Source organism: Sporomusa sp. 246TCP1 (assembly GCF_057319775.1).
Genome location: NZ_CM170492.1, coordinates 2,093,731 through 2,119,252 on the forward strand (window position 1 = coordinate 2,093,731; position 25,522 = coordinate 2,119,252).

General features: G+C 44.5%; 16 protein-coding genes. All 16 read right to left on the bottom strand.

Features of this window, described 5'->3' with window-relative positions; all coding sequences use genetic code 11:
- Positions 1-19: 19 nt before the first annotated feature.
- The 16 genes from AC1ECB_RS10305 to AC1ECB_RS10380 all read right to left on the bottom strand — a co-directional run bounded on the left by AC1ECB_RS10305 (position 20) and on the right by AC1ECB_RS10380 (position 25,401).
- Positions 20-1,996 carry a TonB-dependent receptor plug domain-containing protein gene (locus tag AC1ECB_RS10305; protein WP_485668611.1) on the bottom strand — a complete coding sequence of 659 codons (1,977 nt, stop codon included), beginning with the start codon at positions 1,994-1,996 and terminating at the stop codon, positions 20-22.
- 63 nt (positions 1,997-2,059) lie between these two features.
- The gene (locus AC1ECB_RS10310; protein WP_485668612.1) at positions 2,060-2,686 is read right to left on the bottom strand and encodes an MptD family putative ECF transporter S component; all 627 of its coding nucleotides are present in this window, start codon (positions 2,684-2,686) and stop codon (positions 2,060-2,062) included.
- On the bottom strand, positions 2,683-4,110 hold the full coding sequence (locus AC1ECB_RS10315) for an ABC transporter ATP-binding protein (RefSeq protein ID WP_485668613.1): 1,428 nt from the start codon (positions 4,108-4,110) through the stop codon (positions 2,683-2,685). The genes AC1ECB_RS10310 and AC1ECB_RS10315 overlap by 4 nt, the downstream gene beginning before the upstream one ends.
- 19 nt (positions 4,111-4,129) lie before the next feature.
- Positions 4,130-4,867, bottom strand: coding sequence for an energy-coupling factor transporter transmembrane component T (locus AC1ECB_RS10320; RefSeq protein ID WP_485668614.1), 738 nt, complete (start codon positions 4,865-4,867; stop codon positions 4,130-4,132).
- A gap of 187 nt (positions 4,868-5,054) precedes the next feature.
- Positions 5,055-6,041 (bottom strand): helix-turn-helix transcriptional regulator, encoded by a 987-nt coding sequence (locus AC1ECB_RS10325; RefSeq protein WP_485668615.1) that lies wholly within the window; start codon positions 6,039-6,041, stop codon positions 5,055-5,057.
- A 365-nt stretch (positions 6,042-6,406) separates the two neighbouring features.
- Positions 6,407-7,294, bottom strand: coding sequence for a 3-deoxy-7-phosphoheptulonate synthase (gene aroF, locus AC1ECB_RS10330; RefSeq protein ID WP_485668616.1), 888 nt, complete (start codon positions 7,292-7,294; stop codon positions 6,407-6,409).
- Between the two features lie 188 nt (positions 7,295-7,482).
- Positions 7,483-15,405 (bottom strand): non-ribosomal peptide synthetase, encoded by a 7,923-nt coding sequence (locus AC1ECB_RS10335; RefSeq protein WP_485668617.1) that lies wholly within the window; start codon positions 15,403-15,405, stop codon positions 7,483-7,485.
- Positions 15,402-17,015, bottom strand: a complete 1,614-nt coding sequence (locus AC1ECB_RS10340) for a (2,3-dihydroxybenzoyl)adenylate synthase (RefSeq protein ID WP_485668618.1) — start codon at positions 17,013-17,015, stop codon at positions 15,402-15,404. The genes AC1ECB_RS10335 and AC1ECB_RS10340 overlap by 4 nt, the downstream gene beginning before the upstream one ends.
- A 23-nt stretch (positions 17,016-17,038) precedes the next feature.
- Positions 17,039-17,413 (bottom strand): PaaI family thioesterase, encoded by a 375-nt coding sequence (locus AC1ECB_RS10345; RefSeq protein WP_485668619.1) that lies wholly within the window; start codon positions 17,411-17,413, stop codon positions 17,039-17,041.
- 1 nt (position 17,414) lies between these two features.
- On the bottom strand, positions 17,415-18,524 hold the full coding sequence (gene menC, locus AC1ECB_RS10350; RefSeq protein WP_485668620.1) for an o-succinylbenzoate synthase: 1,110 nt from the start codon (positions 18,522-18,524) through the stop codon (positions 17,415-17,417).
- Positions 18,506-19,867 (bottom strand): o-succinylbenzoate--CoA ligase, encoded by a 1,362-nt coding sequence (gene menE / locus AC1ECB_RS10355; protein ID WP_485668621.1) that lies wholly within the window; start codon positions 19,865-19,867, stop codon positions 18,506-18,508. The genes menC and menE overlap by 19 nt, the downstream gene beginning before the upstream one ends.
- Positions 19,868-19,885: 18 nt before the next feature.
- Positions 19,886-20,728 carry a 1,4-dihydroxy-2-naphthoyl-CoA synthase gene (gene menB / locus AC1ECB_RS10360; protein WP_485668622.1) on the bottom strand — a complete coding sequence of 281 codons (843 nt, stop codon included), beginning with the start codon at positions 20,726-20,728 and terminating at the stop codon, positions 19,886-19,888.
- Between the two features lie 28 nt (positions 20,729-20,756).
- A complete protein-coding gene (menH, locus tag AC1ECB_RS10365) occupies positions 20,757-21,548 on the bottom strand; it encodes a 2-succinyl-6-hydroxy-2,4-cyclohexadiene-1-carboxylate synthase (RefSeq protein ID WP_485668623.1) in 792 nt (263 codons plus the stop codon).
- A gap of 8 nt (positions 21,549-21,556) precedes the next feature.
- The gene (gene menD / locus AC1ECB_RS10370) at positions 21,557-23,203 is read right to left on the bottom strand and encodes a 2-succinyl-5-enolpyruvyl-6-hydroxy-3-cyclohexene-1-carboxylic-acid synthase (protein WP_485668624.1); all 1,647 of its coding nucleotides are present in this window, start codon (positions 23,201-23,203) and stop codon (positions 21,557-21,559) included.
- A gap of 15 nt (positions 23,204-23,218) precedes the next feature.
- Entirely contained in the window at positions 23,219-24,370 is a 1,152-nt protein-coding gene (locus tag AC1ECB_RS10375) for an isochorismate synthase (RefSeq protein WP_485668625.1), read from the bottom strand.
- A gap of 266 nt (positions 24,371-24,636) precedes the next feature.
- Entirely contained in the window at positions 24,637-25,401 is a 765-nt protein-coding gene (locus AC1ECB_RS10380) for a thioesterase II family protein (RefSeq protein ID WP_485668626.1), read from the bottom strand.
- Positions 25,402-25,522 lie beyond the last annotated feature (121 nt).

Sequence of the window (25,522 nt, forward strand, 5' to 3'; positions counted from 1 at the left end):
TCTGGCCCTGCACTTCGTTTTATATCCGCTGATCAATACCAATAACAATCTGTCTTCCCGCCATCGGATAGAGTCCTGTAAACCCGCTGGCATCCCCGTAGGAGCCATGCAGTTCATAAGCTTCGTCTGTCAGGTTGTATACTTTCAGATAAAGGCGGGTAGCCGGGTTTACCTGATACTTTACTCCCAAATCAGCCACCCAGTAGTCTGATGATGTAAACGCCCGCAAATCGCGTCCGGTTGCGCCCCGGAGAGTAAAGTCGGCATCCCATTTGTCCTGTCCGTACTGTAGGCCCAGCCGGTAACCATGCGGTTCATTGTTGTTAAACTCTTCTCGCTTAGTAGCCCCCTGCTCCTCCACTTTTACATAAGAATACCCTGCCGTTACCTGCCATTGCGATGATAACCGGCGTTTCAGACTAATATCCAGCCCTCGTCTTTTCAATTCAGCTATATTTTGCCACTGATACTTATTTGTCCCAACCATAATATAATCAAGTGCATCGTTAAGACGGCTGCTAAACACGCTGGCCTGGAGCTCGGTTCCCCCGGCCAGGCGGGTGTTCATCCCCAGCGTGATCACATCGCCGGTTTCCGGCTTGAGGTTCAGATTGGGTACCATGAAACCGCCCCCATAGACATCTGCAATGAATGGCGTTTTGAAGATCTGTCCCCAAGAGGCAAAAACATTGGTGTTCTGATTGAGTTCACGATTTGCTGTAATACGGGCCGTGGTTTTATCGCCGAACAAGGTGTAATCGTCATAGCGCACCCCGGCTGTCACCGACCAGTTTTTCGGCAGCCGCCAGTTATTTTCTAAAAAGAAGGCCCTATTGGATATTTTTTTGTCGCTGTAATTGTATCCTTGAACCCCCATAAACGGAATCGGATACTCCTCAGAATCGGCCGTGACCTGACGCCAGGACGCGCCGCCCAGCAGTGTATAGGTATCACTGAGCTGCCAGGTTTGTTGCCATTCCGCGCCGTCAGCCTGATTGGTATATGACAGGCCGTTAAAATAATAATCAGGATACGTATAGTCCATATGCTGATCGTAATTATATGTAAGATAGTTGCGGTACACCTGAATAAAATTATTGTTTTTTTCTCCCTGATTCCAGCGATAGGTTAAAGCAACATTATTCTCGACAAAGGGTTGCACTATATTGGCAAAATAGTTGGTATTCCCACCAGATTTGGCGAAGAGAATGGCATCTGGCATGACATTAAAGCCTTTCCGGCCGTCGGTATGATCAATGGTTAGGGTAAGTGAACGGTCATTGCCGAATTCTTTATCCAGTCGTATCCCCAGTTTATCCTGGTCCAGGGCAGTATTTACGGCTCTGGCGTCCTGACCGTCAGGTCTTTTATAGTGATAGTCATCCTGGCGTTCCCGCTCAAAATTGATGCGATAACTGAAATCACCAACCTTATTCTCGGTAGTCAGTTTATACCGGCGCAGACCCCAACTACCGGCTTCCGCCGAATAACGGGTGACCGGTTCGGAGCTTTTACGGGTGATGATATTAATGACGCCGCCTACCGCGTCGCTGCCATACAGGGCGGACGCAGGCCCTCTGACGATCTCGACCCGTTCAATGCTGTCCACGCTGGGTAAATAGTCAAGATTTGCGCCGGACTGACCCATGTGCATTCCGCCGCCTTTCCAGTTGACTTCACGGCCATCGACCAAAACAAGCACACGTACGTCGCCATTAATGGTAGGAACACTGGCGGTACGGTCATTCTGCATTGTCGCGGTGGTCTTTTTCAAGATATCCGGTACACTGACTGCCCCGCTTTTTTCGATTTCTTCACGGGTAACAACGGTCACACTGGCTGCCGTTTCCGTCTTTTTTACCGGCATCCGACTGGCTGTAACCACATACTCGTCCAGACTGAATTCTTGTTCTTCTGCAAACGCCGCCGATCCGGATAATAATACAGCCCCACTCACCAGAACGCTGAGTAAGCGCTGTTGTTGCTTTTTCTTCATAAAATCACCTCATTCAATATAATCAAAACAAAGCAGTAAACGAATACGCACCACTTTCTCCTGTTATGCAATACCTGCTTTTTTAAAATGTGTGCGCAGCAATCGCCGGCCCCATAAGCTGCCTACATAGGCAGCAAGCACTGTAAGCAGACAAATAATAACAAGCAGGGTCGGATTCATATAATCCAGGCATTGTTGAAGGATAGACAATTGCTCTGTTCCATTTGCCGCCTGCTGCGCCAGGTAGGCTTCCTTCATAAAGGTAAGTGGAAAGCTTTCCCCTACGGCAAATCCCAGCATGTAACAAGCAAAACCAGTTGCCGCCGCAGCAAATTTTTTTCTTCCCATCAATTCAAAGACAATCTCTCCCAAAACACCTCCCAGGAAAATGCTCAGTCCAAACATACCGACCGGCGCCATGTTAATCATAACCAACCCCAGCAAAGCGCCACTGATGACAAATACTCCACGCAGCGGCGCTTTGGCCAGCATTAGCATAAAGATTATTCCTCCCGGTATTGCTAAAATGACCGGCATGAAGATAAGAATCAAAGGAATGAGGCCAATGGTAAACCCCAGCAGCATAAAAATTCCAATGATTAATGCATTGAAAATACCAATGGTAATCAAATAGCGCACCGTCTGACTGTTGGTTGTTTTTGCAGTTATGGTAATTCCCCCTTTTTTCACTGAATACTAAGACTGCCGTCTTTTGTCAAATACAATATTTTATCAAAGGTGTTTCCTGCAAATTCGTCATCATGTGAAATTACAAAAATGCATCGCCCCTCGTGCGCCATTGTTCTTATGGCCTGACTAACTTTTGCCATGTTTTCCCCATCCAAGCCGCTGGTAGGCTCATCCATATATACAAATTGGGCATTGCGCATGCAAGCCAGTGCAATCGCCAACCGTTGCTTTTGTCCGCCGGACAGAGCAGCAGGATGATTCTCTTTAAAGTTTCCCAGCTGGAAAAACCGGAGATACTGCGTTGCTTTTTTCTCCATGCTTTGTGGTTCTTTAAATCCCAGCAGCATCTCATCCCATACACTGGGGGAAAAAAGCTGGTAATCCACATCCTGCATCACATAAAAGGACCTTTCAATTCGCACTTTGGCACCGGTCGGTTTTCCTTCAATCCGGATTTCTCCCCTGCTTTGTTTTTCCAGTCCCATCAGCACACGCAGCAAGGTGCTCTTCCCAACGCCATTTTTGCCCATAATACCGATAACTTCACCGCGATAAGCGCATAAGGAGATTTTATTCAAAATCGGCTTCCCTCTTGTATAGCCAAAAGATAGATCCAAGGCCTGTAGCAAAGGCGGTTCGCCGTCTGCCTGTTGGTGCAGCACAGGGATTACCGGCTGCTGGATCGTCTGGTCCCAATAACGCAAGCCTCTATCCCGGAACCACTGAGTCGGCTTTGCAAAAAAATCCCTGCCGCTAAATTCCTCCTTCAGCTTCCCGTCTTCCATCAAAATCACACGGTCAACCACATCTTTTAAATAGGATAGTTTGTGTTCAGCAATAATAATGGTATGGCCTTTGGTTTTGAGCGTCTGCAGTATAGCGAACAGTTGCCCGGTTGCTGCTGCGTCTAAATTGGCGGATGGTTCATCAAACACATAAACTTCTGGTTCCAACGTATAAACAGCTGCCACGGCTACTTTTTGCTTTTCACCGCTGGAAAGTGCTAAAATAGGTCGCGGTAGCAGCTCTTTCAGGTTTAAATCCTGCACGCTCTTTTTTATTTGAGCCTGCATCGTGCGCCTTTCAACCCCATAATTTTCACTGGGAAAGGCCAGTTCGCTGCTAACATGCAAAGTAAAAAACTGGGAGCGCGGGTCCTGAAAAACCGAGCCTACCTTGCGTGATATTTCGCGAATAGATACCGTTTTGATATCCAATCCACCAACAGAAACTTTCCCCGTTAGCTCAGCGTCAAAGAAATTCGGTATTAAACTGTTGACACAGCGAGTTACCGTTGTTTTCCCACAGCCGCTTTTGCCGGTTAAGACTACAAATTCGCCTTGCTTTACATCCAGATTGAAACCCGCAAGGCTTTCCTGATCACGATTTCGGTAAGTTACATGCACATCCCGGAATTGAATCACCGTTTTAAAATTCTCCTTTCTACCTAATTAACTGGGCATAAACAGGCTCATGCATAACAATAAATGTCACGGCGACCACGGCAAAGATAACGCAACAAATGGCATCCTGTTTATCAAAGCATACCCTGGTGCAGGACGTTCTTGGATGCATGGCATCAAGCCCTTTGCACAACGCTGCCGCCGACAATTCATCTGCCAGTTTACTGCTGCGTACAAGCAACGGAATCATGAACTTTTCTATTGTCATTACCGGGTGTAACAGCAGCCCCACAAATGATGGTTCCAGCCCTCTCATTTTCAAACTATCATTGATATGCGCGATTTCGTACCTCACTGTGGGGATATAACGGTAGACTACCGTTAAGGGAATAATCAACATTTTGGGAACTCGCAGCTGTTCCAAGGCTGCAATTAATTCATTCATGGACGTCTTTTCCACCAGGATGCTGTAGGCCATATAAATCGGAATAAGCCTGAACAAAAGCAAGATAACCATGGCAACAACCATACTGATCAGTGGTATTGATATCAGCCCAAGACATGCATTGAGTACCAATAAGACCGCATAGAATGCCACAAAATAACTAGCGGCAGATATCATTTTCTGCCAAATCATGACCGCGGCAAGTATGGCAAACAAACTGAAAAGTTCAATGCGACTCCCGCAGAGGAAAGTCAATAAGGATACGATCATAACCAGAAACAACCATACCCGGGGATCAGGCTTAGAAGCTTTAAATACAATCGCATCATTCACGCTTTCACCTCCCTATTCATTGCTTTACAAGTGATATTGATAATAATTATCAATATCACTTGTAAAGCATACTAAAAAACGTCAGTTCGTCTCTACCTGTAAAAGGATTTAATGAACAGTAAACGGATTTTTTATCCATAAAAAATAACTGTATCAAAAATGATACAGTCATAAACTAGCAACTTGCCTATCCCTTTTGCGATAAAAGATATTCACTCGGGGTAATACCAAATTTTTTGCGAAATGCCAGTGCAAAATAACTAGCATTAGCATAACCGATATGAGACGCCGCTTCACTCACATTCAATTGCTTTTCCTCAAACAGTTGTTTTGCCAGTTCCAGTCTTTTAGTTACAACATAAGCATGCACGGTTTGACTAAACAATTGCTTAAATCCATTTTTTAATTTGAATTCATTCAAGCAAATCAGTTTTGACAACCCGGCAAGAGTGGGCGGCGAAACAAAGCTTTGATCTAAAATTTGCTTTGCCTGATAAATACTTTTTACATCCTGCCGGGAGAGGTGCGGGTAACCTCCAGGCATCGTTTCCTGTTGATAGATGATCTCATTCAGATAAACTGCCATAAATTCAAGCAGCTTTCCTTCCATATAGATCGTTCTTACCAAATCATTATAAGGACAATGGAGCAATTGATGCAGTACTGTTTTCATCGCCAGTGACAGTTTATGCGTGGAAAAAGTCGTATTGAGGGCTAAAAAATGCCGCATCGCGGTTGATAAACCATCGCCGTTACAATCCTTGAGTTTATCTGGATAGATTTCCACAGTGACAACCCATTGCCGTACATTGGGGGGAAATATAACACGCTTCAGATCGGTTGCACTGAAGGCAAGAAATTGAGAGGGATTTACAACCAGGTTTTTATCCTCTAACACAAATTCCCCTGCCAGACAAAAATAAAGCACCTTGCGCGGCATGCCAAAATTGACGCCGCCACACATGGTATCACAAAATGTAAATTCAGTCTCTTTGATTTGAGCATAAGGACAGGCTAACAGTTGCTTTACTTTCCCACTGCCAAAGTCTTGGGTAAATGAGAGAGAATTCATACTGTCCTGGACAGAATACATCAAATGCCTCCTGTTGTTATAAAGCAACCAATGCTCTTCCGGTTTATTATCTTTTTGCCTTTCCGCTTGCAATCCATTCACAGCATTTTCTCCTTTTGATCAAAAGTGTCCACCGGTATCTGTACGCCCGGATACAAAATCAGACAGATGATGTGGCGTATGTATTGACTCAATGGATATCCCTATGCACGATAAAAGTGGTATAATTGATTATTATTATCAATTATACCACTTTTATTGCGTTATTCAAGTTGATTGGAATACCGCTTAACTTATCATATATCACGATATATGTTGCTGACCGCATTGAAACTATAATTCCATTCAAAAGCATCCTCTAGATAACTGTCGAATAATTGTTTTGCCATTAATACACAGAAATAATCAAACCAATTCACACCGAATATCAAATAAAAAACGGCTCACCTTTCTGGTGATAGTGATATTCAGTTGCTTAATAGAACAGCTTTTCCCGCGATTGTAGCAATAGCGCCAACCTCATGCATGAGCAGTGAAAAGTTTTCCGGGGTCAATGACTGAGGGCCGTCACACAACGCTTCAGCCGGATTAGGATGAACTTCAATGATCAATCCATCTGCCCCGGCCGCAACTGCAGCCCTGGCCATAGGTCTGACCAGCTTCCAGCGTCCGGTGCCATGGCTGGGGTCAACAATGACTGGTAGATGACTTAGGTTTTTTACGGCGGCAACCGCCCCCAGATCCAATGTATTGCGAGTATATGTTTCAAAAGTACGAATGCCCCGTTCGCAAAGGATGACATTGTAGTTGCCTTCGCACATGATGTATTCGGCCGCATTTAGCCATTCACTGATAGTGGCAGCCAGACCGCGCTTAAGCAGCACTGGTTTGCCAGACCTGCCAACTGTTTTAAGCAGGTTGAAGTTTTGCATATTTCTTGCGCCGATTTGCAGTATATCGGCATAATGACTGACAATAGCAACCGAGGAAGAATCTACTACTTCGGTCACAATTTTTAGGCCTATCTGCGCTCTTGCTTCAGCCAACAGTTCCAGGCCTTTTTCTTCCAGTCCCTGAAAAGAGTATGGCGAAGTTCGTGGTTTGTAAGCTCCACCCCGCAAAAACTGTGCACCCGCTCTTTTCACCCCCCTGGCTGCTTCCAGCAGTTGTTCCAGGCTTTCGACGGCGCACGGACCGGCCATAACCCCTAAATGCCGGCCACCAATTTTAGTCCCTTGCACATCAACTACGGTGTCTTCCTGTTTATACTTTCGGCTGACCAGTTTGTAGCTTTCCGTTACAGCAAGTGATTTTTTATCGCCGCTAATACCAGCATCAACCAGTTCTTTGAGCACAATGTTCACTTCCTTTCAAAGGACAAGGACGGAGAGAGGTCCTTGCTTACTACCGCCAATGGAGGTGAAAAAGAAATTAAGGGGGCGGCTTAACCCCTCCCCTGTCGCTTTAACAAAAATCTTCTTGTACGTCCAGCAGTCAAAGGATACCTTCTGCCTTTGGCAGGAAGGTACGCTTTGAAGTGCCGCTATTTCATTCGGATGCAATAGCAAGCTTGGGTCGAGCTTATTTCATTTTCAACAGCTTGCGCTAATAAGACTATCTTGGATTCTTCAAACAAACTTTGTAATGACAATTCAATATCATAACGATCTTTTAAAAGATTGATAAATTGAATTGCACGCAACGAGTCCCCACCATGTTCAAAGAAGTCATCCTCAATACTTACATCTTGATATTTCAGAACCGATTCCCATACATTCGCAATTTTCAACTGAATATCTGTGGCTGGGGCAATTCGCTGCTTATTTTGTGCTGTTTCCTTTTTAGGAATCAATTGGGCTAGTGTCTTACGGTCAATTTTCCCATTGGGTGACAGGGGCAAAGCCTTCAATAACACATAGGCTGCTGGTACCATATATTGGGGAAGCTTAGCTTTGACTGCTTCAGAAAATCTGTCAGGGCTAAACACCTTATCACTGCTACCACTTTGTATAGTAAAGAATTCTGCTGACTGCTCTTCATCCAGCACCACATAGCCAATCAAATTCTGATGGCCTGGAGGCTCTTCGCAGGTTCCAACCACAACCTCCCTTACTGCAGTAAGTTGTTTGATATTAGCTTCAATCTCTCCCAATTCAATCCGGTAGCCATTAATTTTTACTTGTGAATCTTCACGTCCCAGAAATTCAATATTACCGTCTGGTAAATAACGCCCTAGATCACCCGTATCATAAAGACGTTCGTCAGTTCGTGGATGCTCAATAAATCTTTCCCGGGTCTGTTCATCGTTTTGCCAGTAGCCTTTGGCAACTCCAGTCCCGCCAATATAGAGTTTACCTGGCACCCAAACCGGGCAGTCCGCCATTAATTGATTCAGCACATAATAGCGCTGGTTGGTCAAAGGCTTGCCATAAGGAATGCTTTTCCAACCTGGGTCGATTTTTTCAATATTATATACATTGGACCAGATGGAGGCCTCGGTTGCTCCGCCTAGACCAATTACCTGAACACCGGCAAAGAGCCCTTTTAGCCTATCAGGCAGATCTAATGGGATCCAATCCCCGCTTAAAAGCACTACCCGTAATGCATCCGGTAAAGGGTTGGCCACTGCCGGATGATATTCCACAAGCATTTGCATAAATGCCGGAACTGTATTCCAAATCGTTATCTTTTCTTTGTGGATTAATTCCAGCCAATAGGCAGGTTCTTTGACTTTGTTGGCGTCTGGAATAACAACGGAACCGCCAACGGCGAGCATTCCAAAAATATCATATACGGAAAGGTCAAAATTTAGATTGGAGAGGGCGATTGTCCTGTCATTTGCACCAATGCCCAATCGCTTATTTATGTCCAAAATTGTGTTAACCGCGCCCCGATGATCAATCATTACCCCTTTCGGCGAACCGGTTGAGCCTGATGTATAAATTACATAAGCCAGATCCTCCGGTTGGGCAGTAGGTGTGGGTGAGCTATCATCTTCCTCCCTCGCCACCATTTGATCAACCGATATTCTGATCATATCGGTTGGCCAGTTAACTCGTGCCGCCACCTTTGACTGGGTAAGTACTATTTTGATATTACCCTCACGTAATAATAAATGAAGTCTGTTTTCTGGTTGATTTACATCAATTGGTAAATAAGCAGCACCTACCTTAAGCACTCCAAGTACTGCCACAACTTCTTCCCAACCTTTTTCCATCACCACTGCAACAAGGGTATTCGGTTGCACCTTTTCTTTAATCAGAAGCCGGTTTACACCCTCTGACCGCATCGACAGTTCTTCATAGGTCAATGTGCGCTCTGAGGAGATTACCGCTGGGTTCTTGAGGTTTTTTTTCACTTGCCTGGCAAATAAACTAACAAGTGTTTCTGATGAAACCGCTGCGCCGGTACTGTTTGCCTCAAGCCGCTTTTCCAGTCGTGGAATCGCGATAAGACTTGTAGTCTGTTTTGACCATATTGTTGCATCCCTAGCTAAACTGCTAAGCAGCTGACAATAGGCTGCAAACATATCTTCCAGCAATCCTTCCGGGAAAATATCTTTGATCCCATCCCAGGACAAAAGCAACTCACCCGCTTGTTCTGAAACCTGATGATCCAGCCAAACCTGGGGGGTCTGTGAAATGCCGTAAGCGATTCTCCCTAAATAGTTATCACCTGGATTATTTTCATTTTCCTGTTCAATGCCAAGCCCGCTGGTAAATACGATGGGCATGGTAATCGCCTGGCGTTGATCAACAAGCCTGCCCAGTTCACGTTCTACAAAAACCCCGCTGACATAAGGATGGTCTAAATCCTGCCATAGCCGCTCTTGTAAGTTTTTAGCCCGCTCAATGAATGTCTGGCCGGCTGCCGTATCTATTGCCAATAATGTTAATGAAGTGAAATCGCCAACAAGCTCCTTGATCTGGGGATGTAATGGTAACCGGTTAAATCTTGTTAGATTAATCGTGAATTGGGGGCGTTTACTCCACGCACTCAGCACCTCAGCATAGGCAGTAAGCAGAATACCGGCTGCTGTTAACCCGCTTTCTGCGGCTTTTCTTTTAAGGCTTTGCCACTCACTACGGCTAAGCCTCGCTTCCAAACGACTAAAACGCTGGTGGGAGAGCAAGTCTGGATTCTTGGCCAAGGGCAGTTCCGGGGCTGGCGGCAAATCAGCCAGACGTTCCTGCCAATATCCCACATCCTGTTGATATACGGCTGTTTTCTTAATTTCCTCTAAGGTCATAATATAATCTCTAAAAGACAAATCAAGCACAGGCAGCGTCGCTTCCGGATGATCATAAAGCCGTTTCCACTCTTTAAAGAGATAGAAGATACTCCAGCCATCAAGAATTATATTATCAAAGCTAATGTGCAGGCGAATACGCCGCTGCCCAAATATTGAAGCACGAATATCAAATAATGGCCACTGGCCTGTTTTAAATATTTGATGAGCCATATCTTCACGGATAGTTTCTAATTCAGTTTCTACATTCCCGGCTTGTTGCAAATCATACACCTTGATTTGATAAGGTGAAACAGCTTCATACATCTTTTGGGATTGTCCATCAGCCAAAATCACGGCCCGCAGCATTCCATGATGATCAATTAAGCGTTGCCACGCCTCATTTACTTTTTTTAAGTCTAAATACTGTCCGTCCATTTCAAAATAACAATGGGTAGCTACATTGCCTAAGGCATATACCCCACTTCTTCCGATCCAATAGGCTTGCTGAATATCTGTTAACGGAAAAGGCAGGTAGGTTTCCTCTGGACTTGGAACTACTTGCGGCAGTTGTATCGTCGGCAATAAGTTATTCGCTTGCACATTGTCATCCATTAAATGCTGAACAGTCTCAGTAAGTTCAGCAAATACCGGCTTGTTAAAAATGTTCTCTAACGATAATTCCACGTTAAATTTTTGGCGTACCATAACATTTAATTGAGTTGCGAGTAGGGAATCGCCGCCTAATTCAAAATAATTGTCTGTCATGCTTATTTTTTCTACTTTAAGGATTTCTGTCCAGATTTGAGCAAGCGATAACTCAACTGGGGTCGCCGGTGCAATAAATGCTTTATCCGGGGTTTCATTTTGCATTGCATTAGGCGCCGGTAATGCCTTTCTGTCAATTTTCCCATTCACAGTAACCGGCAGTTCCGGTAATGGTATGAAGAGCGAGGGAATCATATATTCAGGGATTATTTCACCTAAAAATTTAACTAAACGTTCGGCCTTAAAGGTTCTACAACCTGATTGGGCTATAATCACATGCTGATTATAGCTGCTCATAGGTTCCTCTGCTTCGGGAAAAACAGCTGTATTAGCATAACCTGCGGCTTGCAGCAATGCCTGCCATCGATCAATTGAAAGTAAAGGGGCGTGACTGAAGCGCCGCTCATCTTCAAAATTAGTGAACCCATTCTCCAGAAAGCCTGTACTTATTTGCTGCAATCGACTATTGCCAGTCATCTCCGTAATTAATATTATACCGCCTGGTGCCATCAGCGATAAAACATGCTTTAGTGCAGTTTTAATATTACGGGCGCGATGCAGGGAATTTGATGCAATAATAATGTCATAGCTATTTGCCGCATAGCCCTGACAGAGCGGATTCTCATTTATGTCTAATTGCCGATACTCCACAAACGGATAGTGCTTAAGTTGTTTTTTTGCATTATTAATAAAAAAGGCTGAGGTATCTGTGCAGGCAAACTCAATCTTTTTAGCAGAAAGCAAGGTTAATACACTTTCTGTCAACTGCAGCCCTCTTGCCCCAAGCTCCAGTATTCTAACTGGTTTGCCATTTTGGCAGCCGTCCACTGCTGCCGCCAGAATCGCTTGTGCAATATTATTTTTGTATTCTGCCCCTGGTAGCCTTTGTACGAAATCATCCGGCGCCTGGTGTGTATCGGCGAAAAACAGCTCCAGGGGATCAACATTTCCCTTCAATAAATCAGCACTGTTTTTATCAAATTGTTCTAAGAACCGGGATAACTCCGCCATATAGGGCAGCCATGCCGAATAATCCTGGTTTTGCTGTAAAACCTCCCGGGGATTTGTTGGGAAGTCCCGGGTATTTGTCAACAGGCCAGCTTCGTCTTTGGTTACCAGGCCCTGATCTGCCAGGCTTTCAAACCACTGTTTTATCAACTCTTTATAGCGCGGGCGAATAGTACAATGCTCCATCAGGCCTGAGACGGTATAACGCTCTCCGGCTTTGCAATAGGCCCCGGTCTTCTGTAAGGCCCGGCAGATATAGACAATACTTACAGCCTCACTATATCTATGGAAAAGAGCAACCGTATTTTCTTTTGTGTCCCCGTCCTGCTTAGCGCCAGCTCTTTCTTGCCCAATACGCAATAAGTCATTCCACATAGCCTGGTTTGTTTGATAATCAACCGCTGCAGCCTCTAACAGCCCGTTTTTTTGTTCATCAGCAAGCACTACATAACCTATAAGCTGTTTGTTCCCACGTATCTCCCCAACTGCGGCAACTACAGCATTCTCTATATCAGGATGTCTTTTTATTGCTGCTTCAATTTCTCCAAGCTCGATGCGGTGACCTCGCACTTTTACCTGAAAGTCCTGGCGCCCTAGAAATTCAATGTTGCCATCTGCCCAAAATCTTCCCATATCGCCAGTGCGGTACCAGCGCATATCCTTAGCCGTTACAAAATGCTTCCGCGTTAATTCAGGATCACCAATATAACCCCTGGCAACCCCTGCGCCGCCAATCCAGAGTTCACCCGGTACCCAATCCGGACAATCTCTGCCTTTTTGATCCACAACACGGTATATTTGGTTGGCCAAGGGCTGTCCATAGGGAATAGAGACCCAATGGGCAGGCACTGGCACTGTTACATCATAATAGTTAGACCAGATCGCTGCTTCAGTGGCACCACCCATGGCTACAAGCCGGGAATTCTCTGCCACAGCCTGCAGTCTGGCGGGAATATCTAAGCCTATCCAATCGCCGGAAAGCATAACCACCCGCAGGGCTGCTAATTTTCGCAAGCGGCTGCCGGCCTCAGTCAGCAGCATGTTTAGCAGAACCGGAACAGAGTTCCAGACTGAGATTTTATATTCTTGCATTAAACCTAACCAGCAGGAGGCATTCCTACGGGTATCTTCTGTAATTAGCACCAGCGAGCCACCCACACTCAGCAAACCAAATATGTCATAGACAGATAGATCAAAATCCAAGGCGGAAACTGCCAGGGCTCGGTCACTTGCATTAATTTCATAGCGGTTATTAATATCAGCAATTGTATTCCATGCGGCTGCATGGCTTATTTCAACCCCTTTGGGTTCGCCAGTTGAGCCTGAAGTAAATATGACATAGGCAGAACTTCCGGCAGCAATCCTGACAGGTTCTGCCAGGGGTGCAGTTTGTTTAATCTGATCCATATTAATTACAACTGTATTCTCCGGCCAGGAAATACTGCCTATTACCTCACCTTGGGTAAGGATATAGCGGCAGCCTGCTTTGCAGAGGATGCTTTCACGGCGTACGGCCGGTTGCTGCGGGCTAACAGGAACATAACAGGCGCCTGCTGCCAGCACCCCGAACACGGCCGCGATCTGCTCGATTCCCCGCGGCATCATTATGGCAACTGTATTGCCTGCTTTTACCCCGTGTGCCTGTAAAGCGGCAGCAACCTGTAAGGCATAATTAGCTAACTCTCCATAAGAAATTACTGTTCCGGTTACCCCTTCTATCAAAGCCACCTTTTGTGAATGTACGGCCGCAGTCTCAAAAAACAAGGTATGTAAACAGGTTTCTGATTTCGGTAGCTGAATAGCTGTTTGTCTGTTGATTTGCGGTAAATCCAGCACTATATCAGGCAAGGTCAGCCAGTCATTATCCTCTGCTGCCAACCACTGAAGGCACTGCTGATAGGCGGCAAACATTTCATCCACTAACCTATCCGGGAATAGCTCATCAATGCCATCCCAAATCAGCAGTAAGCCCCCGGCCATATCAAACAACTGAAAATCAAGCCACACTTGGGGTGTTTGTGAGATCATATAGCCAATTTCACCAAAGGCTGTACGAAATTCATCATTGATCAGAGGAACACCTAAATTGCAGGAAAATACAATCGGGGCAAACACCTTTTCTCCTTGGTATAAACGCGCCAGATCACGCTGAACCTTTACCCCTGAATAAGCGGTGTTTGCCATATCCTGATGGAATTGCTGCTGAATATTTTGCACTTGTCCCAGGAAGGAGTTACTGGAACGGCAATCTATTGCAAGTAATAGTAAATTAGTAAAATCGGCAACTACATGCTCAATCCCTTCGTCTGTAGCCAGGCGATCAAATAACGGGATATTAATTAAAAACCGGGAATTGGTACTCCAGCGTTCCAGAACAAGTGCATAAGCAGTTAGAAGAACCATGGCCGGCGTCACTTGCTTCTCAGCTGAGCGTTTCTTCAGCGTTTGCCAGACAACTGGCTCAACAAAATGTTCGCGCCTTTTGAACACAGGTTTCCTGATGTTCTCCGGGTTTTCTTTTAGCGGTATTGCCGGTCCTGCTGGCATTGCCGGTAAACGCTTACGCCAATAGTCTTTTGCTTTTTCCTGATCTGCAGCTTTTCGCTGTTCCTCCTGCTGTAAATAGGCAGCAAAATTCCAGTTCGCCGGTGCCTGCGGTTTACAATTACGCGCATAGGCAGCCGCCAGATCTATTAAAATGATTTGGAAACTTTGGACGTCTGCCACTAACAGATCAATATCAAAATGCAGGCGTGTCCTGCTATTTGGCAATAAGCTGAGTTGCAGTCCCGCGACCTCGCCTTTTTCTATAGCTAACAGACGGTGTGACAGCTGATTACGTAGTTGCATTAAAACCTGGTCAAGCTCAGCCGAGGTATACCCTCTCAGGTCATTTACTATTACTTTGGGGTCTACCGGAGCAGCCAGCACTTCTTGCTGTCCACTAGGCAGGAACCTGACCCTCAGCATCGGATGATGCATCAATAGTTGTACCCACGCTGCTGCTAACCGTTGCGGATCAACATTTTTCCCATCTACCTCCAAATAACCATGGCAGCCTACCCCGCCAAGGTATTGATCCTGACGCCGTCCGATCCAGTAAGCATATTGTACATCGGTAAGGGGAAAGGGGACATTCATGGTTGTATTGCCCTTGATTGCTGTGCTGCCGCTATTTTTGCTTAAACCGGCACCATCGGTTTTGTTTAATATAGACCACCACCAGCCCAAAGTGGGGGATGAAATCAGCTCGGCAAAGGTAACTGCAGCCCCCATTTTTCGCCATTTACTCACCAGCCGCATAATTTGCAACGAACTAAGGCCGAGCTCCAGTAGATTACGATGATCCTCAAATTCAACAGGTACGGCTAACATCTCACAAATTTGTTTTTTTACTTCTTCATAGCTTAGAACAAACATATTCGTTACATCTTTTTTACTAGTTGATTGTTTATTCATCATGCATGCTCCCTGTATTTCATACAAAATCCCCGTAACTTTTGCTTATCCACTTTCCCCACATTGGTGTATGGAAAGCAGTCGATAAATTCAATCTGGTCAGGCATTTTATACTGGGCAACACCTAATTCGGTTAAGAATTTACCGATATCGGCAAAGGTGATGGTTTCGTCATCAACAATTAGAAAAGCACAGGTCCTCTCTCCCAGATTCTCATCAGGAAGCCCAAGTACAGCTGCATCTTTTACACCTTTATATTGCCGCAGATAGGTCTCAATCTCGGAGGGAATGACGTTTTCTCCGGCCCGGTTAATTTGCTCTTTTATCCGTCCGGCAATCTGGATATTTCCTTCCGGCGTAATTCTTACCCGGTCACCGGTGCAAAAGAAGCCATCAGCAGTAAAGCATTGCTGATTCAGCTCAGGTGACCGGTAGTAGCCGGTGAAAGTATAAGGTCCTTTCTCGATCAGCTCGCCAAATTCACCCTCCGGAACTTCATTTCCATTCTCATCGACAATTTTTACTTCATCCGCTTCTGAAACTGGTCGTCCCTGGCAACTGCAAACAATGTCTTCCTGATCATCAAGGGAGGTAAAGCAGGTAATTCCCTCACCTAAGCCATAACCTTGCTGAAGTTTACATCCCAGCCTGGCGATAAGCCGTTTGGCAGTGTCTTGCTCAAGTTTAGCTGCTCCCACTAAAACCACCTCTACACTTGAAACATCAACTGTTGTATCCCACTCAAGCGCCTCAAGCCAAAGATTAACGATCGCCGGGACAATAGCAGTGATTGTCACTTTTTCGTTCTCTATAAGCGGAAATGCCTCCTCATAACTTGCTGTTTTGCAGAGAACAGTTGTGCCGCCGGCTAATAAGGTGCCAAGAACGCCAGGACAACAAAGCGGATAATCATGTGCAATCGATAAAACGGCCAGATAGATGCTTTTTGAGGTTACTCCGCAGCGTTTTGCAGTAGCTTTTGCATTATATACATAGGCAGCATGAATTTTAGGAATTAATTTAGGTATTCCGGTCGTCCCGCCAGATAACAAAAAGAGCGCAGTATCTTGATAAGAAGGTGGATTAACAAAAGTAACCGGCGGCCTGGGAATACTGTTCAGATCAACACTATTGCGCCCTTTGCCGTCTGTGAGAATAAATTTGACCGATGGGTGCTTCTTTAATAAAAAGTCGGCTATTTTTTCATAGTCGAAACCTAAAAAACCTGTGGGAATAATATATGTTACAGGCTCTGCCAGATTAAAAATCGCATCTAACTCGGCTTCCCGGTGAGCAGGCAGGGCAAGAATGGGACGCGCTCCAATACGAAACAAAGCAAAGCAAACGGTAATAAAAGCAATACTATTGGGTAGCTGAACAACAACATTGTCACCCTTGTGAATTCCCATAGCAAATAGGCCGGCAGCAAGTCTGTCAACGTCTTCATCAAGTTCTCCATAACTAAGTCTGATATCATCTTCAATGACCGCAACCTGATTTTGATACTTTTGGGCCGCTACTTTTAATTGTTCTCCAAGCGTTAACGGTTCCCAGTAATCAAGCAGCTCGTATCTTTGGGCAATATGCTTAAACCCTGCCTGGTTTGTTATCATAGGATCCCCTCCTGCTATATTCTTCAATTATTTAACGCAATGATAGCATTGGTAACTGTCACATGGGTAATTAACACATTATTCTCATCGATCATTTCAATATTCCAAACATGGGAACTGGTTCCGGCATGCATCAGGTTGCCTTTGGCTATAATATAGCCTGCTATTTTTTTGGGTTTCATATGATTTGCGATAACAGTCTGACCCACTGCTGCCTGATTGTCATTGATTTTTTGTTTTGATGCATAACCCGCAACAGTTTCTCCAAACGCAATAGTTGCACCCCCGTGCAGATAACCAAATGGTTGACTGTGAAACTGGGTTAAAGTCATCTTGGCTTCAAAGTTGTCGCCATCTAAATGAATGTATTCAATATTTAAGCAGTCTATCAGATTCATGCTATTTGCCACCGATTCTGATGTAGTCAATTGTAAAACCCTTTATTATGGTTTCATCAATTTCTATGCCTGATCCCCAGCCTTTCGGCACTTTAATCCGGCCAGTTTCAGCCGTTATGGCCGGTTTAATTATATCCTTAGCAAAGTAACGCCTTGATGAGGATAAATCGCCCGGGATAAAGGTATCTTTTAAACTTGCCAGATGAACATGCAATATTTTTGATATGCCGCTTTCAACCATACTTCCTATCCAATACCGGATATTGTTTTTCCTGCATAATTCAATCATCTGTTTTGCATAATATATTCCGCCAACACGGCCTATTTTTATATTTACAACCCTGAAAGCTTTGAGGTTAATTGCTGCTTGCAAATCTTCAATTGTTTGAATACTTTCATCCAGACATATTAGGGTATCCAATGCGTTTTGAAGTTTTTGATATGTGAGAAAATCTGATGAAGCTAATGGTTCCTCGATACAAAGTAACTTCAATGCATCAAATTGCTTTAATTCTTGCATTTGTTCAATTTGAAAACTCCTGTTTGCATCTGCCAGCAAGTTAAGATAAGGATACTTGTCTCTAATCGCCTGTAACTTTAAGAAGCCATCTTCCGGCTTAACCTTTATTTTAAAGCGGCGATAGCCTGCCTGTTGATAATCGTCAATTTGTTTGATAAGGCTTGGGATACTCTGGTCTCCTAATACAACGCCAGCATCAATCTCATCATTTGTTGCTTCATTAAATACAACCTCCATAACGGACTGCTGCCGGCGTCTGGCATACGAATCCACCACAGCATTTTCCAAACCGGCTATTGCCATTGGGTATGATAGATCAAAGCGCTTATGGATATCAAAAGGGTGTTCAAACTCATTGTTAAGCACTTGAGGCAAATAGGTATTTATTAATACGAGCTTGGAATCCAGCAATGTTTCCTTTGTATAAAACGGGTCATTAAATGCAACTACCTCTCCATAGCCGGTATTGCCAAGTTCATCTGTAACTTTGATGATCATTGTCTCCCGGTGCGTTAAACTGGCCTGTGATGTTTTGAATATAAACCTCAGGGGCAATCTAATATGAAAAAGCTCTATTGTTTCAATCCGCATGCTAATACCTCTTCTAAATCCTTTTTCACTATTTTTCCCGCTGCATTTTTAGGAAGCTCAGCCAAATGGATGATTTTTTGGGGAAGCTTATATTTTGCCAGATTCTTGGAAAGATAGTGTAGTATGGCCTCATCAGCCAGTGACGAAACCACATATAGCACAGGAACCTGCCCCCACTTCTCATCGCGCTTGGCCACAACTGCGCATTCACTTATTTGGGGCAGCTTATAGAGAATATTCTCAATTTCCTGGGGGTAAATGTTCTCGCCACCGGATATGATGATATTTTTGCGGCGGTCTACTATATATAAAAATCCGTCTTCATCGGTATACCCCACATCTTCGGTATTAAAACAACCGGAAATTTCTTCTTTGCCAAGATATCCATCCATCAGCATTGGACTTTTAATTAATATATCACCAATACCCTTTTCATCCGGATTCTGAATGCTGATATCTACCCCCGCCAGTGGTAATCCAACTGATTCAATCTTCTCCGGCTGCTCTAGCACTGAAAAAGTGACAGACTGGCTTGTTGTCTCTGTCATACCATAGGTTTTGTAAATAGGAATTTTTTTTATAATGCTTTTTTCAACAAGTTCTTTAGGAATAGATTCGCCGCCTACCAGTACTACCCGCAAATTATGTTGCTTAATCCGATGAACAATTCGCTTGAGCATCGTCGGTACAATTGACAACATATTGATTTTATTGCTTTCAATTAAGTTGATTACCTGTTCTTCATCAAAGTTTTCCAGTATTGTAGTCTGTGTTCCATTGTATAAGCTGCGTATTAATATAGTTAACCCACTAATATGATACATCGGCAATACCATCAGCCAATTATCCCGGGCGGTTACCCCCAAGCTGTTTTGTGAGGCTTTTGCATGGCAATAAAACTGTCTCCACCTCAGGGGAACGGATTTAAATTCACCGGTTGTCGCACTTGTGTTCATAATAGCTGCTATTTGTTCTTTATTACATTCAGCTGGTAATTTTATGTCTGTCTTTTCACCCTGATGCACTTGAGAGAAGGCGATAAATTTGTCATCAGCAGAAAAGACAACCTGAATGTTTAATGTTTTTAACTGTTTTGCTATTTCTTCCTCTGTTAAACGGGTATTCAGCATCAGCACTTCTTTTGCCAATGCCTGAAGTGCCAAAAAGAACAGTGCCATATCTACTGAGTTATGGGAATAAAGCGCGACTCTCCTCTCGTTTTCAACATAGGGATATAGTTTCTTAGCCAACTCTGTTACCCGCTCATAAACCTCGCCAAAGGTTAGCTGATTAATAAACTTTTGTTCTCGTTTCTCGCGATAATGTTTTGCCAGCCATTCCATACTCTCACCTATCAAATTTCATGGAAACTTGGGAAACTGCTGAAAATCGGGATTGCGTTTTTCCTTAAAAGCATCTCTGCCTTCCTTAGCTTCATCTGTTGTATAAAATAACAAAGTGGCATCTCCTGCTAATTGCTGTAGCCCAGCCAGGCCATCTGTATCAGCATTGAAGGATGCTTTGAGAAACCGCAGGGCAGTAGGTGAATGCTGCACTATTTTTTCGGCCCATTGAACTGTTTCGGCCTCTAATTCTTCAAAGGGAACCACTGTGTTTACAAGCCCCATAGCCAAAGCTTGTTGGGCCGTATATTGCCGGCATAAATACCAGATCTCCCGCGCTTTTTTTTGGCCGATAATACGCGCTAAGTAGCCAGCGCCATAGCCGGCATCAAAAGAGCCGACTTTGGGTCCTGTTTGCCCAAACTTGGCATTTTCAGATGCAATTGTCAGATCACACACAATATGCAGCACATGTCCACCGCCAATTGCATAGCCATTTACCATGGCAATGACCGGCTTGGGAATAATGCGGATTAACCGCTGCAGATCCAGAACATTTAACCGTGGAATCCGGTCATCGCCAACATAGCCGCCATGTCCGCGTACTCTTTGATCCCCACCGGAACAAAAGGCTTCCTCATCCTGGCCTTGCCCATGATTTGCCCCTGTTAAAATAATGACGCCGATTTTATCATCTTCACGGGCTATGGTAAAAGCCTCAATTAATTCCATAATAGTTTTAGGGCGGAATGCGTTACGTACTTCCGGACGATTGATCGTAATTTTGGCAATGCCGTTGTATGTTTCAAAAATAACATCTTCATAATCACGATGTAAGACCTGCCAGGGAAATCTATTCATCCTTTAACACCATCCTTGTATTTTATATTTATAGGAAAGTTTTTAAGGCCCCACTAAATGCACTGTAATCTTCAAGATGAGTATTATGTCCCACGCCTTTTATTATTTCATGCCGGATATTGGGGTTTAATTTTTCAAACTCATAACCGACTTCTTTATATTTCTCATCATATTCCCCGCTGATATATAATACGGGCATAGGCAGGTTGGCTATTTGATTTTTTAGACAGGGAAACTTCCCCTGCCCGCTGCCTAAAAGTGTGTTGGCAAGGGCATGCGCTGCATTAGATAAACGTCTTTCACTTATTTCATCGGTGATAGCTGCCGACAATTTTTTTTGTGATTCAAAAATACTCAAACCAGGCCAATACTCATTAAACCATTCTATACCATTTTTCTGTATACTTTTGGCCAGCTTAAAATCACTTCTGCGTCGTTGTAATCGATTTATCCAGCCACATTCACCATAAGATGCACTTTCCAGAATCAGCTTATCAACCGCATTAGGATAAGTTAATGCATAGGCTAATGCAATTCGCCCTCCCATCGAATAGCCTAATAGGGAATATTCTTTTAAGCCTAATTGATCAATCAGCCTATGTAAATGTTTGATCATTACCTTTACCCGGTAAGACTTGCCGGAATACGGTTTATCACTTTTTCCATGTCCAATAAGATCGATAAGGATCAATTGATATTCCTCTAATTGAAGTGATCGCCATGTACTTATATTTTCAGAAAAACCATGCAAACAGACAAGTGGCTTTCCTTCACCTGTTATTTGCACATGATAATTGATATTGGCAATTTCTATAACCATAATGCCACCTATCCTGTGTATTGATCATGCAGCACCTTACTTAACGCGGAATCAATTTTCACTTCAATTAAGCTGATTCCCGGAAACGTCAGCGCCTGGCTGAAAGCCTGCGCAAAAGCAGAGTAATCTGCCGCTTCATAATACTGAATGCCATACAAGGTTTGTAAACCCCGAAAATTTATATCATGAGGCGTCCGGAATAAATAATCAAAGTGTTTCTCTGTACTTTGCGGTAAATAGTTGAATATTCCCCCGCCATTATTGTTGAACAGCACAATTGTCAAATTCAGGGCATGCATTTTGCCGGTTAACAGTCCGTTTAAATCATGGTAAAATGCCACATCGCCGGTTAAAAGTACCGTGGGGTTGTGTATTGCGGCCATACCCAGGGCGGTCGAAACCGTACCGTCAATGCCGTTTGTCCCTCTGTTGCACATTACTTTGATATTTTGCACGCGGGCGGCAAAAAAGTAATCCACATCACGAATGGCCATACTGTTGGCCACGGCCAGCAGAGTTCCCGGCGGCAGCAGCTCTTGCAGCAGTTGAATCAATTTGCCTTCAAACAGTCGTTTTTCATATCTGGCGCTATTTAATTGGTTGCGCATTTGTTTTTGAAGCGTCAGCCACTTTGCCGCGTAACCGGCATTATTATTTTGTATAGTGATCGACTCGGCCAGCAATCTGGGTGAAGCACTAATGTAGCTGGTGGTGGAAAGAGCCGGATTGCGGTAGGCAAAGCTTTCATCGACCTGAAAATATAAAACGTCCTGATGGCGAGCCACAAATTGCTGCAACCGCTTGGATACGGGAACCTGTCCAAAATGGAAGATAAAATCCGGCTTTAGTGCCATTTTCACAGTATCGCTTTGCAAAAAAGCGTCATAACTGTCGATAATGATATCCTCGGCATAATTACGGAGGTTGGAGAGCGGATCGGCCAGCACCGGTGCCTGCAAACGCTTTCCCAGGTCCAGCACGGCCTGGTGATAATCGGCGCCGGCGTCTCCGCCGCAAAGGATAATTCCCTGCTTGTCTTTAATGATTGCCGGGTCAAAGGCTGGTTGCATGGTTCCGGCCGCATACTTAAAATTGTCCCTGCCCCGGCCTGCGGCAAAATTAATTCTCTTTAAATCCGGAATCAAGGGCTCACGCACCGGTATATTAATATGGGCTGCCCCATATTCCCCGGACATGATACTGGCATAGGCCTTTTGCATTACCACCCGCACATAGCGGTACATGGTTTCCTGTTCCTCAGGCAGCGCCAGTTCTTCATAATATTTTACAAACCCACCGAACAGCCTGTTTTGATCAATAGTCTGCGGGGCACCCACCTGCCGCAGCTCCGGGGGGCGGTCGGCCGTTAAAACAATGAGCGGCACCCGTGAATGCCTGGACTCGGTGAGGGCCGGCAAATAGTGTGCTGGGGCCGAACCAGAGGTACAAACCAATACGGCAGGCCTCCCGCAGCCTTTGGCAATACCCAGGGCAAAAAAACCGGCCGACCGCTCATCAATGTTTAAAAAAGTTTTAAAATCATGCTCGCAAAACAGCATTGCCAGGGGCGTAGACCTTGAACCCGGACTGATTACGACTTCGCGCACCCCCAATTGATACAATTCGTCAACTAACGCCGCAATATAATTTGTCATTGTTTTCCCCCAGTGCTATAAACTTTCAACGATCGTGCGCAATTTATCATTGGTTTCCAGATATTCGGCCCTGGACTCCGATTTATCCACCAAACCGCAGCCCGTGTAGGCAAACGCCAGATTTCCCTGAATGAGGGCCGACCGTATCCCGGCCACAAAAATACCATCACCGTTGCCATCGGTGATGCCGATGGGAGCGGCATACAGCCCCCGTTCATGCTTTTCATATCGGCGGAGCAAGGCTAATGCCCTGTTTACGGGATTACCGCCCAAGGCCGGGGTGGGATGCAGCCTTGTCACCCACTCCTGCAGGGTTCCGCGCGGATCTTTGGCATAAATGGGTGTTTGTAAATGGTGTACATTGCGCAGCGTCAAAATGGAGGTATTGCCGATCTTCACCGCACCGGTAAATTTTTTTATCCCGGCAGCGATGGTATCAATGACAATCTGGTGTTCATAACGGTTTTTGGCATCACGTAACAGGATTGCCTTTTGTAATTCATCATTCTGGCCGTTGCGGGAAATTGTGCCTGCCAAAGCATAACTCAAGATATTGTCCTGTTCTTTTTGCACGAGTATCTCGGGCGTTGCGCCCAAAAAAGTTTTTCCGTCCTTAAAATAGGCAAATACAAAACTGTTGCTGTTTTGATTTTTTTGCAAAAGATTTTGTAATACGCTTTCGATATTGATTACCGTAGCGCATTCAATTCTGACTTCGCGCGAAATAACTACTTTATTTACTTCTTTGGCCGCTATGGCCGCCGTCAGGCTGGCAAATAATTGCGACCATTCTTCATAATCGTCCTCTTGGCAGTGGTAGGCATGCCTGTATTTTTTCATTTTTTGATTTTCTATTTTTATGCGATCTCCATGATAATACAGCGTCTGCCTGCCGCCCTTTTCAACCAAATAGTATTGAAAGGCGATCGATTCATTGCCAAATCCCGCCCATTTTTCATCTTTAACGGAACCAAAGAATGGCATGGCAGAAAAAACATAAGGATAGTCTTTATAATCATTCTGCCCGGACAATGTTTCTAAGCGTTTGGCGCCAAGAATGCACTCCTTTTTTAAAGGATTGTAAAATAACATCCGTTCTTCGTTCGTGAAATGTTTCCAGAAAGAAAGCGGGTTGTCCAATTTAATCTTTTTTTTCCGGTAACGCAAAATACATACCTCCCTTAATAAAGAGATATCTCCAGATACCCTTTGCCGGACAAGATCAAAAATTAAATCATCATTGATATTGATTCTCATTATCGGTAATAAAGAAATTATATCGCATCTCATATTTTTCTTCTAGGTCAAAAAGGATAAGTTTTATGGTAAAAAGTATTTAGACACAAGGAAATCATTATTCCTTGTGTCTAAGCTAAATCTAACTATACATACCAATTTGCCAGTTTTCCTATCATTGGCAGCGGTGCGTTCGCTTAAAGCTCCCCTCTTGTATAGTCCCCCTGCAGTACTATACTGATCAGTTCGGAAAGGTACTCTGCTCCTAAATTCTGCACGAAAAAATGATTACCATCGAATTCCTTGATCTCAAATGGCCCATCAGCCACTTCCTGCCAATGCTCCATCACGGATGCATCGGCCTCGTGATCCTGCTTTCCCGCATGGGCGATGATCGGAATGTTCAGTTTTTGCCCCCGATACCTGTAACTTTCGTGAAGTTTATAATCGCTGCGGATGAGCGGAAGTAAAAATTGAATCACTGCCTTATCTTCTAAAATTTCTCGCGGAGTCCCGTTCAATCTCTTCAGTTCCCGGATTAGAGCCTCATCGTCCATGTAACTTTTATATACGGACCGATCGGGACAGTGAGGCGCATGACGTCCGGCAACAATCAACTTTTTAGGTTTAATCCCGTAATTACTCTGCAGTTGGCAGGCTACTTCAAAGGCAATTATTGCCCCCATGCTGTGTCCGAAAAGACAAAAGGGATGACAGTCGATTGCAGGTATCAGGCAGGGTAACAGTTGCTCAATTAAATAGTCGAAGTTTTCCAGACACATTTCACTGCTTCGTATCCCCTTGCCGGGAAGCTCGACAGGTATGAACTCAACCGGTAAACCGGGTGCAGTCCAATGTTTAAATATAGCTGAGCTGCCACCGGCATAGTGAAAGCAGAAAACACACCCTGCTTTTTTGCTGCCCTGCTTTTGACCAAAAGGAAACCATTTATTAGTCACCATAAATTGATACTCCTAAATTTATCTTTTTACCGGTTACCGGAAATTACCTAGCAAGACGAACATCCTATAGTTAGGCTGGCTGCTTAATCTTGTTTTCTCAGCAGCAGGCATTCCCTTGTCA

Excerpts from the sequence above, each read along its gene's own strand:
- AC1ECB_RS10340 (WP_485668618.1), bottom strand. The coding sequence starts at position 17,015 with ATGATAACAAACCAGGCAGGGTTTAAGCATATTGCCCAAAGATACGAG.
- menE (WP_485668621.1), bottom strand. The coding sequence starts at position 19,867 with ATGGAATGGCTGGCAAAACATTATCGCGAGAAACGAGAACAAAAGTTT.
- menH (WP_485668623.1), bottom strand. The coding sequence starts at position 21,548 with ATGGTTATAGAAATTGCCAATATCAATTATCATGTGCAAATAACAGGT.
- AC1ECB_RS10305 (WP_485668611.1), bottom strand. The coding sequence starts at position 1,996 with ATGAAGAAAAAGCAACAACAGCGCTTACTCAGCGTTCTGGTGAGTGGG.
- menB (WP_485668622.1), bottom strand. The coding sequence starts at position 20,728 with ATGAATAGATTTCCCTGGCAGGTCTTACATCGTGATTATGAAGATGTT.
- menC (WP_485668620.1), bottom strand. The coding sequence starts at position 18,524 with ATGCGGATTGAAACAATAGAGCTTTTTCATATTAGATTGCCCCTGAGG.
- menD (WP_485668624.1), bottom strand. The coding sequence starts at position 23,203 with ATGACAAATTATATTGCGGCGTTAGTTGACGAATTGTATCAATTGGGG.
- AC1ECB_RS10380 (WP_485668626.1), bottom strand. The coding sequence starts at position 25,401 with ATGGTGACTAATAAATGGTTTCCTTTTGGTCAAAAGCAGGGCAGCAAA.
- AC1ECB_RS10335 (WP_485668617.1), bottom strand. The coding sequence starts at position 15,405 with ATGATGAATAAACAATCAACTAGTAAAAAAGATGTAACGAATATGTTT.
- AC1ECB_RS10345 (WP_485668619.1), bottom strand. The coding sequence starts at position 17,413 with ATGAATCTGATAGACTGCTTAAATATTGAATACATTCATTTAGATGGC.